The 13,349-nt window shown below is 66.1% G+C and carries 14 protein-coding genes; 2 read left to right on the forward strand and 12 right to left on the reverse strand.

Features of this window, described 5'->3' with window-relative positions; genetic code table 11:
• Positions 1 to 77 precede the first annotated feature (77 nt).
• The 9 genes from rseP to ETR14_RS24785 form a co-directional block, all read right to left on the reverse strand.
• Positions 78 to 1,307: an RIP metalloprotease RseP gene (rseP, locus tag ETR14_RS24745; protein ID WP_129390374.1), complete on the reverse strand. Its 1,230-nt coding sequence runs from the start codon at positions 1,305 to 1,307 to the stop codon at positions 78 to 80.
• Positions 1,205 to 2,371, reverse strand: a complete 1,167-nt coding sequence (locus ETR14_RS24750; protein ID WP_129390377.1) for a 1-deoxy-D-xylulose-5-phosphate reductoisomerase — start codon at positions 2,369 to 2,371, stop codon at positions 1,205 to 1,207. Before ETR14_RS24750 ends, rseP begins: the two co-directional genes overlap by 103 nt.
• A complete protein-coding gene (locus ETR14_RS24755; RefSeq protein WP_129390380.1) occupies positions 2,368 to 3,210 on the reverse strand; it encodes a phosphatidate cytidylyltransferase in 843 nt (280 codons plus the stop codon). Before ETR14_RS24755 ends, ETR14_RS24750 begins: the two co-directional genes overlap by 4 nt.
• Positions 3,207 to 3,947: an isoprenyl transferase gene (locus ETR14_RS24760; protein ID WP_256370218.1), complete on the reverse strand. Its 741-nt coding sequence runs from the start codon at positions 3,945 to 3,947 to the stop codon at positions 3,207 to 3,209. Before ETR14_RS24760 ends, ETR14_RS24755 begins: the two co-directional genes overlap by 4 nt.
• 59 nt (positions 3,948 to 4,006) lie before the next feature.
• Positions 4,007 to 4,564: a ribosome recycling factor gene (gene frr / locus ETR14_RS24765; protein WP_129390383.1), complete on the reverse strand. Its 558-nt coding sequence runs from the start codon at positions 4,562 to 4,564 to the stop codon at positions 4,007 to 4,009.
• Positions 4,565 to 4,567: 3 nt separating this feature from the next.
• Positions 4,568 to 5,290 carry a UMP kinase gene (pyrH, locus tag ETR14_RS24770; RefSeq protein WP_129390386.1) on the reverse strand — a complete coding sequence of 241 codons (723 nt, stop codon included), beginning with the start codon at positions 5,288 to 5,290 and terminating at the stop codon, positions 4,568 to 4,570.
• A gap of 252 nt (positions 5,291 to 5,542) precedes the next feature.
• Positions 5,543 to 6,475: a translation elongation factor Ts gene (tsf, locus tag ETR14_RS24775; RefSeq protein WP_129390389.1), complete on the reverse strand. Its 933-nt coding sequence runs from the start codon at positions 6,473 to 6,475 to the stop codon at positions 5,543 to 5,545.
• Positions 6,476 to 6,674: 199 nt separating this feature from the next.
• Positions 6,675 to 7,433, reverse strand: a complete 759-nt coding sequence (gene rpsB, locus ETR14_RS24780) for a 30S ribosomal protein S2 (RefSeq protein WP_129390392.1) — start codon at positions 7,431 to 7,433, stop codon at positions 6,675 to 6,677.
• A gap of 182 nt (positions 7,434 to 7,615) precedes the next feature.
• Complete coding sequence (locus ETR14_RS24785; RefSeq protein ID WP_129390395.1) at positions 7,616 to 8,536, reverse strand: hypothetical protein; 921 nt, start codon at positions 8,534 to 8,536, stop codon at positions 7,616 to 7,618.
• A gap of 572 nt (positions 8,537 to 9,108) precedes the next feature.
• On the opposite strand from ETR14_RS24785, the gene ETR14_RS24790 reads away from it, so the two are divergent.
• Positions 9,109 to 9,291, forward strand: a complete 183-nt coding sequence (locus ETR14_RS24790) for a hypothetical protein (protein WP_129390397.1) — start codon at positions 9,109 to 9,111, stop codon at positions 9,289 to 9,291.
• Here ETR14_RS24790 and ETR14_RS24795 read toward each other — a convergent pair.
• Together ETR14_RS24795 and ETR14_RS24800 are read right to left on the reverse strand one after the other, a co-directional pair.
• On the reverse strand, positions 9,239 to 10,033 hold the full coding sequence (locus ETR14_RS24795; RefSeq protein WP_129390399.1) for a phosphatidylcholine/phosphatidylserine synthase: 795 nt from the start codon (positions 10,031 to 10,033) through the stop codon (positions 9,239 to 9,241). The genes ETR14_RS24790 and ETR14_RS24795 overlap by 53 nt on opposite strands.
• A 13-nt stretch (positions 10,034 to 10,046) precedes the next feature.
• On the reverse strand, positions 10,047 to 10,784 hold the full coding sequence (locus ETR14_RS24800) for a phosphatidylserine decarboxylase (protein ID WP_129390402.1): 738 nt from the start codon (positions 10,782 to 10,784) through the stop codon (positions 10,047 to 10,049).
• A gap of 127 nt (positions 10,785 to 10,911) precedes the next feature.
• On the opposite strand from ETR14_RS24800, the gene ETR14_RS24805 reads away from it, so the two are divergent.
• Positions 10,912 to 12,129: an NADP-dependent isocitrate dehydrogenase gene (locus ETR14_RS24805; RefSeq protein WP_129390405.1), complete on the forward strand. Its 1,218-nt coding sequence runs from the start codon at positions 10,912 to 10,914 to the stop codon at positions 12,127 to 12,129.
• Here ETR14_RS24805 and ETR14_RS24810 read toward each other — a convergent pair.
• A complete protein-coding gene (locus ETR14_RS24810) occupies positions 12,126 to 13,340 on the reverse strand; it encodes an FAD-dependent oxidoreductase (protein ID WP_129390408.1) in 1,215 nt (404 codons plus the stop codon). The genes ETR14_RS24805 and ETR14_RS24810 overlap by 4 nt on opposite strands.
• Positions 13,341 to 13,349: the final 9 nt, after the last annotated feature.

Raw genomic sequence — 13,349 nt, forward strand, 5'->3', positions numbered from 1 at the left:
TCCCCGCCCTAAATAGATTCGGCCGGCGCACACGCCCGGCCCGTTGTCCCTGTCGCCTCAGCCCTGCCCGATCACACTCAGTCGATCAAGCCGCCAAGCTTGGTGAGCAGCCCAAAAGACGCCAGGTCGTTCACCGTGACGAAGATCATCAGGGCCAGAAGCGCGGCAAGCCCGGTTCTGAATGCCCATTCCTGGGCTTCGGGCTTCAGCGGCTTCCGGCGAATGCCCTCGATCAGATAGAGGAACAGATGACCGCCGTCGAGCATCGGGATTGGCAACAGGTTGATGAAGCCGAGATTAATGGAGATCACGGCGACGAACCAAATGAAGGCGAGCAGGCCGAGGCTGGCCTGTTCGCCGGAAAATTTGGCGATCTTGAGGGGGCCGCCAAGCTCCTTCACCGAACGCTTGCCGGTGATGATCTGACCCAAGCCCTCGATCGTGGTGCCGACCACCTGTCCGGTCAGACGGACGGCGCCGACCAGTCCGTCGGCAACGCCGAACCGCTCGATCGTCCGTTCGCCCTGCCGTACGCCGAGCAGGCCGCGTCGGAATTCGTTGCCGAACTTGTCGCGTTCCACTTTGGGCCTGGCGACCGCCGTCACCTGCTGAGTCTGGCCGTTGCGAACGAACTCCACCTTCAGCGTCTCGCCCGGATGAAGCACCACGTGGCGGGCGATGTCCTCGAACGTCGTCACCCGGCTGCCGTCGATCGCGGTGATCCTGTCGCCGGGAAGGATACCTGCGGCCTGCGCGCCCGACCCGGGTTCCACGGCGGCGACGACGGGTTCCGAGCGCGGCTGCCCATAAGCCATCAGGAAGCCGGTGAAGATCAGGATCGCGCAGAGGAAGTTGGTGATCGGGCCGGCGGCAACGATCAGAAAGCGCTGCCAGACGGGCTTGGCCTGAAAGGTCTGCGCCCGCTCCTCGGGCGGCAGCGCCAGCCATTCTGGCGAAGGCTGGCTGGCCGGGTTCATGTCGCCGGCGAAGCGGACATAGCCGCCGAGCGGCAGCCAGGCCAGCTTCCAGCGGGTGCCGCGGCGGTCGGTCCAGCCGGCGAGCTCGCGTCCGAAGCCGATCGAGAAGGCTTCCGCCTTCACGCCGAACCAGCGCCCGACGAAATAATGGCCGAGCTCGTGGACGAAGATCAACGGTCCGATGACGAGCAGGAAGCTGAGGATCGTCCAGAGGAGACTAGGGCTGTTCAACGCAAATACCTTCTCTTGACGCCCGTCGCGACCGCGCGTGCCTCGCGGTCGATCTCGAGCACCTCCTCGATCGAAGCCGGCGGCGGCGGTGTGCAGCATCGCAGGGTTTCGGCCGAGATAGAAGCTATATCGAGAAAGCCGATCGAACCTTCAAGGAAGGCGGCGACCGCTATCTCATTGGCGGCATTGAGAATCGCCGGTGCGGCACCGCCTTCGCGAAGCGCCGCCATGGCAAGGCCGAGGGCGGGAAAACGCTCCAGATCGGGCGCTTCGAAGGCCAGGTTGCCGGTGCGTACGAGGTCGAGCCGCTCGCATGGGGTTTCCATCCTGCGCGGCCAGGCAAGCGCATAGGCGATCGGGATGCGCATGTCGGGCGCACCAAGCTGCGCCAGCACCGAGCCGTCGACATATTCGACGAGGCTGTGGATCACGGATTGCGGATGAATGACGACGTCGAATCCGTCCGCATCCAACGGGAACAGGTGAAAGGCCTCGATCAGCTCCAGGCCCTTGTTCATCAGCGTCGCGGAATCAACCGAGATCTTGGCGCCCATCGACCAATTGGGGTGCGCCACCGCTTGTGCCGGAGTCATCGCCCGCATCTCGTCGAGGCTTCTGGTGCGGAACGGCCCCCCGCTCGCCGTCAGGATGATCCGTCGCACCGATTCCGGCCGCGCCGCATCGAAGCATTGGAAGATCGCGTTATGCTCGGAATCGACCGGCAGCAATTTCGCGCCGCTGGCGGCGGCGGCATCCGTCATCAGCGCGCCTGCCGAGACCAAGGATTCCTTGTTGGCCAAAGCGACGGTGCGGCCACCACGAAGCGCGGCCATGGTCGGCTTCAGGCCCGCGCAGCCGACGATCGCCGCCATCGTCCAATCGGCACCGGCGGCGGCCGCGTCGAGGATTGCGCCCTCCCCGGCACTCGCGGCGACATCGCTGCCCTCGAGCGCGGCCTGCAGCGCTGGTAGCAGGCTCTCGTCGGCGATCACCGCCCGCTCGGCACCGACCCGGCGCGACGCCGCGGCGAGGCCTTCGACATCGCGATGGGCGGTGAGTGCCAGCACCTGGTAATCGGCGGCATTGCGCTCGATCAGATCGAGCGTCGAGCCGCCGACCGAGCCCGTTGCGCCAAGGATGGTGACGGTGCGTCGAAGGGTCACGCAGTACCCAGGATCAGCAGCAACAGGCCAAGGGTGGCGAGCGTCACCGGCAGCAGACCGTCGACACGGTCGAGGATACCGCCGTGGCCCGGCAGCAGGCTGCCGCTGTCCTTGACCCCGAGCCGGCGCTTGACGCTGCTTTCATAGAGGTCGCCCAGCTGGGCGAGCAGGCCGAGCGGCGCGCCGGCGAGCAGGAATACCGGCCCGAGATCGAACAGGAACGCTGCGATCGCGCCGATCACTCCGGCCCCGGCCATGCCGCCGATCAGCCCCGCCCAGGTCTTGTTCGGGCTGATCCGCGGCGCAAGCTTGGGCCCGCCGATCGATCGTCCCGCGAAATAGGCGAAGATGTCGGTCGACCAGGTCACCAGCATCGCCCAGAAGACGATGTCGAACCGGGCCCATTCGAGCACGATCAGGGCGAAGCTCGGCAGCGCGATGTAGAGAAAGCCCCAGCCCATGGCGAGGCGGCGGGTGAGCAATCCAAACAGCAATGCGAGACCGCCCAGGATTCCAAGTCCGGTCCAGAGCTGGTCGAAGCTGTCCAGACTGATCGCTTCCGCGCCGTCGATGAAGTCGATCTCGCCGGCCGGATATAGCCATTCAGACACGGCAACGAGGCCGATTGCGAGCAGAGCCGCACCGATCCAGCTCCACTGCCGCGAGGCGCGGTGCATGTCGCCCCATTCCACCATCATGATCGCAGCCGCGGCGGCCACCAGAAGGCGAAACGGCCACCCGCCGAAATAGATGGCGGCGCACGCCACGGCGATCATGACCACGGCAGCGGCGAACCGCGTGGCGAGATCGGAACTCGGTTTCGCCGCCGGCGTGCTCATCGTCCGCCGAACCGCCGCTCGCGACCGGCAAATGCCGAAAGCGCATCCCGGAACGCGTCTCCGTCGAAATCCGGCCACAAGGTGTCGACGAACAGCAATTCCGCATAGGCGGCCTGCCACAGCAGGAAATTCGACAGCCGGTGCTCGCCCGAGGTGCGGATCACCAGATCGAGCGGCGGAAGCCCTGCAGTATCGAGGGCATCCTCGATTCCGGCCTCGTCGATATCGTCGGGGGCGATCTCTCCGGCCGCGACCCGCCGGGCGAGCGACTGCGCCGCCTTGGTGAGCTCGAGCCGCGAACCGTAATTCAGCGCGATCGCCAGGGTCATCCGGGTGTTCGCGGCGGTCCGCTCGACCGCATCGTCCACCATCCGCGCGGTCTCCGCCGAAAAGGCGCTATGATCGCCGAGAATCTTGAGGCGGATGCCCTCCTTGTGCAGGGCGCCGAGCTCCCGGCCGATGTAGAAACGCAGCAGACCCATGAGATCGTTGATCTCGTCCTCGGGCCGCCGCCAGTTTTCGGACGAGAAAGCGTAGAGGGTGAGGCATTCGACGCCCGCCTCTCCCGCCGCGCGAAGCACCTTGCGTGCCGATTCGGCGCCCTGGCGGTGGCCCGCGGCCCGCGGCAGGCCGCGCGCCTTCGCCCAGCGGCCGTTGCCGTCCATGATGATGGCGACGTGTCGCGGAACACTGCCGTTGCCGGCGACGACGGTACCGCCGTCGCTCCGCCCGGACACGGCGCCGTCCCCTGCCCCGCCGGCGTCTCGCCGGGGCGGCACACTGGCCGCTCTGCCGATCACTTGCCGAGGATTTCCTTTTCCTTGGCCAAAGCCGCGGCATCAACCTCCTTGATGGTGTCGTCGGTCAGCTTCTGAACCTCGGTTTCGAGCCGCTTGCGCTCGTCCTCGCTGATCTCGTGCTTCTTCTCGTCCTGCTTGAGCAGGTCCATACCGTCGCGGCGCACGTTGCGGACCGCAATCCGCGCCTTTTCGGCATATTGGCTGGCGAGTTTGGCGAGTTCCTTGCGGCGCTCCTCGGTCAGATCGGGGATCGGCAGCCGGAGCGTCTGGCCCTCGGAAATCGGGTTCAGGCCGAGCCCGGAGGAACGGATCGCCTTCTCGACGGAGCTGACATTGGAGCGGTCCCACACCTGGACCGAGAGCATGCGCGGTTCCGGCGCCGAGATGGTGGCGACCTGGTTCAGCGGCATGTGGGCGCCGTAGACCTCGACCGTGACCGGCTCGAGCAGGGTGGTCGAGGCACGACCGGTGCGAAGACCGCCGAGATCGTGCTTGAGCGCTTCGACGGCGCCGTGCATGCGGCGCTGGATATCGGCCTTGCTATAGGCGGGCATGTCTCACTCCTCGTTCTGAACGATCGTCGCGGTGCCCTCACCGCGCAGCACCCGGGCCAGATTGCCCTGCTCGCGGATGTTGAAGACGACGATCGGAATGTTGTTGTCGCGGCACAGAGCCACGGCGCTGGCGTCCATGACCTTCAAATCGTCGGCAAGCACCCGATTGAAACCGAGATGCTCGTAGCGCTGGGCATCGGGCTTCTTCTTGGGATCCGCATCGTAGACGCCGTCGACGCTGGTGCCCTTGAACAAGGCATGACAGCCCATCTCCGCAGCGCGCAGGGCAGCGGCCGTGTCGGTGGTGAAATAGGGATTGCCGGTGCCGGCGGCGAAGATCACCACCCGCCCCTTCTCCATGTGCCGGACCGCACGCCGGCGGATATAAGGCTCCGAGATGCTTGCCATCGGGATCGCCGATTGCACACGGGTGTCGACGCCGATCTTCTCGAGCGCATTCTGCATCGCGAGCGCGTTCATCACGGTGGCGAGCATGCCCATGTAATCGGCGCTCGCACGGTCGAATCCCTTGGCCGCACCGGCAAGGCCGCGGAAGATGTTGCCGCCGCCGACGACGATGCAGAGATCGTGGCCGGCTTCCTTGGCCTGCTTGATCTCCTCCGCCATGCGCGACGTCGTCTCGGGATCGATGCCAAAGGCGCCGTCTCCCATCAACGCCTCGCCGGACAGCTTCAGGAGAATGCGGTTGAAGCGCGGGCGCGTCATGGGTTTCGAGTATCCGATCTGGAGAATTGGGGGGCGGCGCGCACCTTAGTCAGGCGGGCGGGCGGTGCCAAGCATGTTCCCGGCGGGAAATGGGTGCAGATTGCGTGCAGGCCGAACGGCGCCGGAGCGCCGCCGACGGGCGTGGCGGCGAACACGGAAAAGGGCGGGCGGATGCGGAGCTCCCGCTCCCGCATCCGGCCCGCCCTTGAACGACTCCGCCCGGCATGCGCCAAGACGGAGTCCGACCCCCTGTTACGCGGTCTTGCCGGCAGCGGCGGCGACTTCGGCAGCGAAATCGCTTTCCTGCTTTTCAATGCCTTCGCCGAGCTGGAAGCGAACATAAGCGGTCAGCTCGATCGGAGCGCCGGCATTCTTCGCTTCGGCCTTCACCACGTCCTCGATCTTCGTCTTGTTGTCCATGACGAAGAGCTGCGAGAGCAAGGCATTTTCCTTGCGGAACTTGGCCATCGCGCCGTCGACCATCTTGGAGACGATGTCGGCCGGCTTGCCGCTCTCGTTCGCCTTCTCGGTAGCGATCGAACGCTCGCGCTCGATCAGCGCCGGATCGAGGTCGTCGCCGCGCAGCGCCTGCGGGTTGGCCGCGGCGATGTGCATGGCGAGCTGCTTGCCAAGCGTCTCGAGCGCGGCCTTGTCGCCGTTGCTCTCGAGCGCGACCAACACGCCGATCTTTCCGAGGCCAGGCGCCGCGGCATTGTGGACGTAGGACACGACCACACCGTCATTCACCTGCAGCACGGCCGAGCGGCGCAGCGACTGATTCTCGCCGATGGTGGCGATGTTGCTGGTCAGCTTTTCCTCGACGGTGCCGCCGCCGGCCGGCCATGCGGTGGCGAGCAGACCCTCGACGGTACCCGACGCGGTCAGCGCGAGCTCGGCGACGGTGCGGACGAATTCCTGGAACTGCTCGTTCTTGGCGACGAAGTCGGTCTCGGAATTGACTTCGACGACCGCGCCGCGATTGCCGGCGACGGCGACGCCGACCAGGCCCTCGGCGGCGGTGCGGCCGGCCTTCTTGGCGGCCGCGGCCAAGCCCTTGGTGCGCAGCCAGTCGATCGCCGCTTCCATCTCGCCCTGGGTCTCGCCCAGCGCCTTCTTGCAGTCCATCATGCCGGCGCCGGTGCGCTCGCGCAGTTCCTTCACGGATGCGGCAGTGATTTCCGCCATGTCTTTATCCTCTGTCTCAGCGCACGCTGCGCGATGCCAAAATGAAAAGGCGTTCATCCCGGCCACCCTGCCGTCGTCAGCCAAGGTTCCGGGAGAAAATGTGCTCTAGGGCGTCTTGAAGTCCCGCGCGTGACACGGCGGCTCCAAACCCTGGTCTTCGATGGAGCGGGAAGGGTTCGCCCCTCCCGCTCCCTGATGCTTAAGCGTCGGCGAGCGCGGCTTCGGCCGGCGGCTCGGACATCGCACCGATGTCGACGCCGCGGTTGGAGGCGCCGCCCGACTTGCCGGCGAGGACCGCGTCGGCGATCGCGTCGCAATACAGGCGGATCGCACGGCTGGCATCGTCATTGCCCGGGACCGGGAAGGCGATGCCCTTCGGGCTGACGTTCGAATCGAGGATCGCGACGACGGGGATGCCGAGCACGTTGGCTTCCTTGATCGCCAGCTCTTCCTTGTTGGCGTCGATCACGAAGATCACGTCCGGAAGGCCGCCCATGTCGCGGATACCGCCGAGCGACAGCTCGAACTTGTCGCGCTCACGGGTGAGCTGCAGGACTTCCTTCTTGGTGAGGCCGGCGGTGTCGCCCGAAAGCTGCTCCTCGAGGCTCTTGAAGCGCTTGATCGAGCCCGAGATGGTCTTCCAGTTGGTGAGCATTCCGCCCAGCCAGCGATGGTTGACGAAATGCTGGCCCGAACGGCGCGCCGCCTCGGCGATCGGATCCTGCGCCTGACGCTTGGTGCCGACGAAAAGGACCTTGCCGCCATGGGCGACGCTCTGACGCACGAAATCGAGCGCGCGCGCGAACAGCGGCACGGTCTGCGACAGGTCGATGATGTGAACGCCATTGCGTTCGCCGAAGATGTACGGCTTCATCTTCGGGTTCCAGCGGTGAGTCTGGTGGCCGAAATGCGCGCCCGCTTCGAGCAATTGCTGCATGGAGACGTCGGTGGACGCCATAGTCTTTCTCCTTCCGGTTAGCCCTCTGCGGAGCCGGAAGACCGGAGAGCGGTGACGCTCGCCAGCCACCGGTATGATGGCTCCGCATGTGGAATGCGCGCGCACTTAAGGGCTTGGGCCCTGAAAAGCAAGCCGCAGCGTCACCAGGCGGCGCTGACCTGCGTCGCTCGGTTATCGGGCGCTCACGCCGCCAGCGCGGATCTCGGCAAGAGGGTCTCGCCTGCATCGTTAGGCGGCGACGGGCGGCGAGCCTGCACCGGGACCGATCCCGCCGAGGGCAGCGCGGCGAGGCCGAGAAGATAGCCGAGGATCGCGCTGCCGCCATAGCCGACGACCGGCGTCGGATAGTTTCCGAGCGCGGCAGCCAGCACGCATCCGATCCAGATCGCTCCGAAGCTCAGGTAGACCACCCGCTGCTCCGGATCCCGATACCCGCCGACGATCGCCGGCACCAGCAGCAGGAACGATCCGAGCACCACCGCCGCGCCCGCCATGACGTGAACGTCGAAGGCGGAGAACAGGATCTGATCGACATAGGGCACCGCGGGAAGCGCGTCGGCGCGCACGATCGACGCCGCGAACGCGCAGACCGCCGCACAGAGCGCGGCCACCGACCAAAGGCCTGGCCGCATCACCGCGAGAACCACCAAGCCGACGGCGAGCACGCCGGCCATTGCGCGATCCGGCTGGAGCGCAAGCGCGAGCGCCGCGAACGCGATCGCACCTGCGCCGAGCGCATCCGGGCGCCGGACGAAGGCGAGGATCATGAACGGCACCAGCACCAGGCTCACCTGCACGCTGAGCGGACCGACCCAGATCCATCGCGTTGCACCTTCAACGGCGGCACCGAACAGCGACGTCGCCAGCAGGCTGTGGCCGCACAGAAGCATGGTGGCGCTCGCGAACCTGCGGTTGTGCGATACCGCGCCGCCTACCGCCCGAAGCGCGAACAGGCCGAGCAGAAAGGCGGCGGCATTGACGACAAGGTAGCGCGCGGGTGCGCCCGCAGCAGCGAGATAACACAAACCCAGGCACGTCGAGGCCAGTGCGGAGCCGATCCCGACCCGACGCGGGTCTTGCAGGCCGAACGAAAGCGGTACCATTCCGGCAACTCCTCTTCTGATGGTGCAAAGCCGCTCGGCCGTCACGGAGCGGCACGCACCCCACAAGCAGCCGAAGGCGAAGGACAAGGCGGAGCGATCCTCATCGATTTGCGCGATCTCGCTCCGGATTGCGCGCACCCATTCGGTTCGGCGTCCGCCGTAGACGTGCTCGAGCAGACGGCCGAGGAGCCCGGCGACGCGCCGCGCGAGCCCCGCTGTCACTCCGGCCCGCCGCAGGATGTCGCCTCACGCGCTGTTTGTCGCCCGGCGCAACGCCGGAGCGAGCGGAAGCGATATGAGCGGCACCGAACCATGATGAGGATAAGTCTACCTATGTGGACTTAGTGTCAACTGCCTTCCCGCAACGACGGCCTGCGTAGCTGGGCGGTTTCGCGAGCGGCTGACACGACGCGATGTTCCCGCTGTGTTCCGACGGACACACTTTTTACCTGATCTTCATATTTCGTTCCGCCGCTGATTGACAGCGGAACGGAGGGAGAACATCTTGATCGAACCGGTCCAGCACCGGACGCCGCGGGTTTCCCGCACCGGACATCTAGAGGAAAACCGCCGTGTTCCACTTCACTGCCGCCGCCTTGTTCACGCTCGTCCTGCTCGCCGCCTGCATGATCGGCCACATGACCGTTCGCAATTCCTGGGCCGAGATCATGGCCGCGCTTCGCGGCGAACTCGGACGCGAGATCAGACGCTCGGCGGCTCTTGCCGGGGCGCCGCGACGGCGCGCTGCCGCTTGACGCGGGCATAGCTTGCGATGCTGAACGGGATCGACGCCGCATAAAGCAGAGCGGCGACGCTCAGCGTCTCCCAAGGTGCCGTCACGAGCGCGCCGGCGACCAGGGCGATGATCACGATCGCGGTGAAGCGCACGTTGCGGCGCAGCCTGATCGAGCCCCACGAGAAGGTGGCGAGGCTCGAAATCATCAGGAAGGCCGAGATCGCCGCCCAACCCGCAACGAGATAGCGGTCGTGCAGCCAATCCCATTCCCGGTTGGTGGCGATCCAGACGTAGAGCGGAAGCAGCATCAGGCCTGCGCCCGCCGGCGCCGGAACGCCGGTCAGGAACCCAGCCGATTTGTGCGGCTGCTCCTCGACATCGATATTGGCGTTGAAGCGGGCGAGCCGAAGCGCCGCGCAGACGGCGTAGGCGAGCGCAAACAGCCAGCCGAAGCGCGGCCAATATTGCAGCGCCCACAGATGCATGATGATCGCCGGTGACACGCCGAAGGCGATCACGTCCGACAGCGAGTCGAGCTCGGCGCCGAAGCGGCTCTGCCCCTTCAGCATTCGGGCGATCCGCCCGTCCATGCCGTCGAGCACCGCGGCGATCATGATCGCCGCGATCGCCTTCTCCCAATCCTCGGCGATCGCGAACCGAACCCCGCTGAGCCCTGAACAGAGCGCCAGCGCCGTCACCGCATTGGGAACAACGGCGCGAAGCGGGATGCCCCGCCGCTCGCGCACGGCCGGACCGATCAACGCCCGCGTCCGATCACTGTGCCACGCCTTCGAGTGCCTGGGCGACGCCGAGCTTGGCGATCACCGTCTCGCCCGCGATCGTCCGCTGCCCGAGCAGCACCTGCGACGACGTTCCGTCGGGCAGGTAGACGTCGACACGGCTGCCGAAGCGGATCAGGCCGACGCGCTGCCCGGCGACGACATGGTCCCCGACCTTGGACCAGGGCACGATGCGGCGTGCGACCAAGCCGGCAATCTGAGTGAAGCCGATGCGGGTGCCGTCATGCCCTTCGACGAGGAAATGGTTGCGCTCGTTATCCTCGCTTGCTTTGTCCAGATCCGCGTTGAGGAACTTGCCGGCGACATAGATCACCCGCTTGATCTCGCCCGAAATCGGCGCGCGATTGATATGGACGTCGAACACGCTCATGAAGATCGACACCCGGGTGACCGGCGCGTCGCCGAGCATGTCCGGCCCCCGCATCTCCGGCGGCGGCAGCACGGACGCGATCATCGTCACCATGCCGTCGGCCGGCGCGATCACCAGCCCCTCGCCTTTCGGCGTCGTGCGGATCGGATCCCGGAAGAAGGCGGCCACCCAGGCGGTGATCCCGGTCATCACCCAGCCGACCCAATCCCAGTCGATCAGCCAGAAAAAGACGAGCGCGATAACCGCGGCGATGACGACGAACTTGCGCCCTTCCGGGTGCACGTTCGGCAAGCGGTAGCGGATGTTCGTCGTGACGAGATCCGGCTTTTCGAGCGAGGTCATTCCCCGCCCTCTACAGTCGCGGCCTGCGGGTGACAACCGCAACGGACATCCGATCGGTTGATCGGGGCGGCGCCACGGCCTACACGGCGCCCCAACCCCAGCACGAGCCAAGGAAAGCGCACTTCGCATGGCCAAGATCAAAGTGAAGAACCCGGTCGTCGAACTCGACGGCGACGAAATGACCCGGATCATCTGGCAATGGATCCGCGAGCGTCTGATCCAGCCCTATCTGGACGTGGATCTGATCTACTTCGATCTCGGTGTGGAGAAGCGCGACGAGACCGACGACAAGATCACGGTCGAATCCGCCAACGCGATCAAGAAGTACGGCGTCGGCGTGAAGTGCGCCACCATCACTCCGGACGAGGCCCGCGTCGAGGAGTTCAAGCTCAAGAAGATGTGGAAGTCGCCCAACGGCACCATCCGCAACATCCTCGGCGGCGTGGTTTTCCGCGAGCCGATCGTCATCCAGAATGTGCCGCGGCTGATCCCCGGCTGGACCGATCCGATCGTCGTCGGCCGTCACGCGTTCGGCGACCAGTACAAGGCGACCGACTTCAAGGTTCCGGGCAAGGGCAAGCTGCGGATGATCTGGGAGGGCGAGGACGGTCAGCGGATCGAGGAGGAAGTGTTCGACTTCCCGAGCGCCGGTGTCGCCATGGGCATGTACAATCTCGACGAATCGATCCGTGATTTCGCCCGCGCCAGCTTCAATTTCGGACTCGGCCGCGGCTGGCCGGTCTATCTCTCGACCAAGAACACCATCCTCAAGGCCTATGACGGCCGCTTCAAGGACATCTTCGAGGAGGTCTATGCCGGCGAGTTCCAGGATCAGTTCAAGGCTGCCGGCATCGAATATCAGCACCGCCTGATCGACGATATGGTCGCCTCGGCGCTGAAGTGGAGCGGCAAGTTTGTCTGGGCCTGCAAGAATTACGACGGCGACGTCCAGTCGGATCAGGTCGCGCAGGGCTTCGGTTCGCTCGGCCTGATGACCTCGATCCTGATGACTCCGGACGGCAAGACGGTCGAGGCCGAAGCGGCGCACGGCACCGTCACCCGCCACTTCCGCATGCACCAGCAGGGCAAGGCGACCTCGACCAACCCGATCGCCTCGATCTTCGCCTGGACCGGCGGCCTCAAGTTCCGCGGCAAGTTCGACGACACGCCGGAGGTGACCCAGTTCGCCGAAACGCTGGAGCGCGTGTGCATCGAAACGGTCGAGCAGGGTCAGATGACCAAGGATCTCGCGATCCTGATCGGCCCGGATCAGAGCTGGATGACCACCGAGCAATTCTTCGAAGCGATCCGCGCCAACCTCGAGAAGAAGATGAGCGCGGCCTAAATCCTCGGAGAGCGCACCCGCTCCGCTTTGTAGCCGAAGCCGATCAGAGCGGCGGGCACGATGCGGAGCATCGGAAAGCGATCGAGTAGACGAAGCGGCAGCGGTGGTTTCACCGCTGCCGTTTTCCGTTCCAGCAGCGGCGCGATGATGGCGCGCTGTGCCGCGGCCTGCGCGACCTGGATCAGGCGGACGGCGGCAATCCTCCGGCTCTGGACGCGGGCAAGCAGCGGATCCGGATCTTCGCCGCGCGCCATCGGACCGGCCAGGATGTTCGCGGCCGCGACCGCGTCCTGCACCGCGACGTTGATGCCGACGCCGCCGATCGGCGACATTGCGTGGGCGGCGTCGCCGATCACCAGAAGCCCGGGCCGGTGCCAGGTTTCCAGCCGATCCAGGGTCACGGTCAGCAGCTTGACATCGTCCCAGCTGCCGACGGCGCCGATCTGCCCCGCCACCATCGGTGCGGCGGCGACGACTTCGGCCCGGAACGCGTCGATGCCGCGGCCACGGACCTGCTCCGCCTCCCCCTTCGCGAACACCCAGGCGCATTGCCAATAATCGCCGCGATCGATCATCGCGATGATCCGGCCGGGCGCGAAGATGCCGGTGGTGTCGTTTTCGGCGCCTCGCGTCTTCGGAACCCGAAACCAGAAGACGTCCATCGGCGCACCGAGATCGCGCACCTTGAGCTCCGCCGCATCGCGAAGCACCGAGCGGCGGCCATCTGAAGCAATGACGAGCCGTGCGCGCAGCACCTGCTCCTTACCGCCATGCCGACAGCGGACACCGCCGACACGCGCGCCGTCGAAGACCAGTCCCGTCGCCTCGGTCTCGACCATCAGCCGGAAGCCCGGGTAGGCACGCGCTTCGTCCGCGACGAAATCCAGGAAATGCCATTGCGGCATCATCGCGATGAAGTTCCAGCGCGGGTCGAAACGCGAAAAGTCGCCGATCTCGAAATGCCGACCGCCGACCAGCGCGCCGATGCTGTGCACCTTGTCGTGCGGCCGCGCGAGGAAGCGCTCGGTGAGCCCGAGGTCGGCGATGATCCTCAGGGTCGACGGGTGAACCGTATCGCCGCGAAAATCGCGCAGGAAATCGGCATGCTTCTCGATCACCGTCACGTCGAGGCCGGCGCGGGCGAACAGCAGCCCGGCAATCATGCCGGCCGGTCCGCCGCCGACGATCAGGATCTCGCTTTCGCCACGCACGGGCTGACA

Origin of the sequence: Sphingosinicella sp. BN140058, assembly GCF_004135585.1 — a bacterium.
In the GTDB taxonomy this organism is placed as follows: Bacteria; Pseudomonadota; Alphaproteobacteria; order Sphingomonadales; family Sphingomonadaceae; genus Allosphingosinicella.

What these genes read in the sequence shown, in the direction of transcription:
- rpsB (WP_129390392.1), bottom strand. Translation starts at nt 7,433, where the DNA reads ATGGCGTCCACCGACGTCTCCATGCAGCAATTGCTCGAAGCGGGCGCG.
- rseP (WP_129390374.1), bottom strand. Translation starts at nt 1,307, where the DNA reads ATGCTGCACACCGCCGCCGCCGGCTTCGATCGAGGAGGTGCTCGAGAT.
- frr (WP_129390383.1), bottom strand. Translation starts at nt 4,564, where the DNA reads ATGCCCGCCTATAGCAAGGCCGATATCCAGCGCCGCATGCACGGCGCC.
- ETR14_RS24805 (WP_129390405.1), top strand. Translation starts at nt 10,912, where the DNA reads ATGGCCAAGATCAAAGTGAAGAACCCGGTCGTCGAACTCGACGGCGAC.
- tsf (WP_129390389.1), bottom strand. Translation starts at nt 6,475, where the DNA reads ATGGCGGAAATCACTGCCGCATCCGTGAAGGAACTGCGCGAGCGCACC.
- ETR14_RS24785 (WP_129390395.1), bottom strand. Translation starts at nt 8,536, where the DNA reads ATGGTACCGCTTTCGTTCGGCCTGCAAGACCCGCGTCGGGTCGGGATC.
- ETR14_RS24800 (WP_129390402.1), bottom strand. Translation starts at nt 10,784, where the DNA reads ATGACCTCGCTCGAAAAGCCGGATCTCGTCACGACGAACATCCGCTAC.
- pyrH (WP_129390386.1), bottom strand. Translation starts at nt 5,290, where the DNA reads ATGACGCGCCCGCGCTTCAACCGCATTCTCCTGAAGCTGTCCGGCGAG.
- ETR14_RS24755 (WP_129390380.1), bottom strand. Translation starts at nt 3,210, where the DNA reads ATGAGCACGCCGGCGGCGAAACCGAGTTCCGATCTCGCCACGCGGTTC.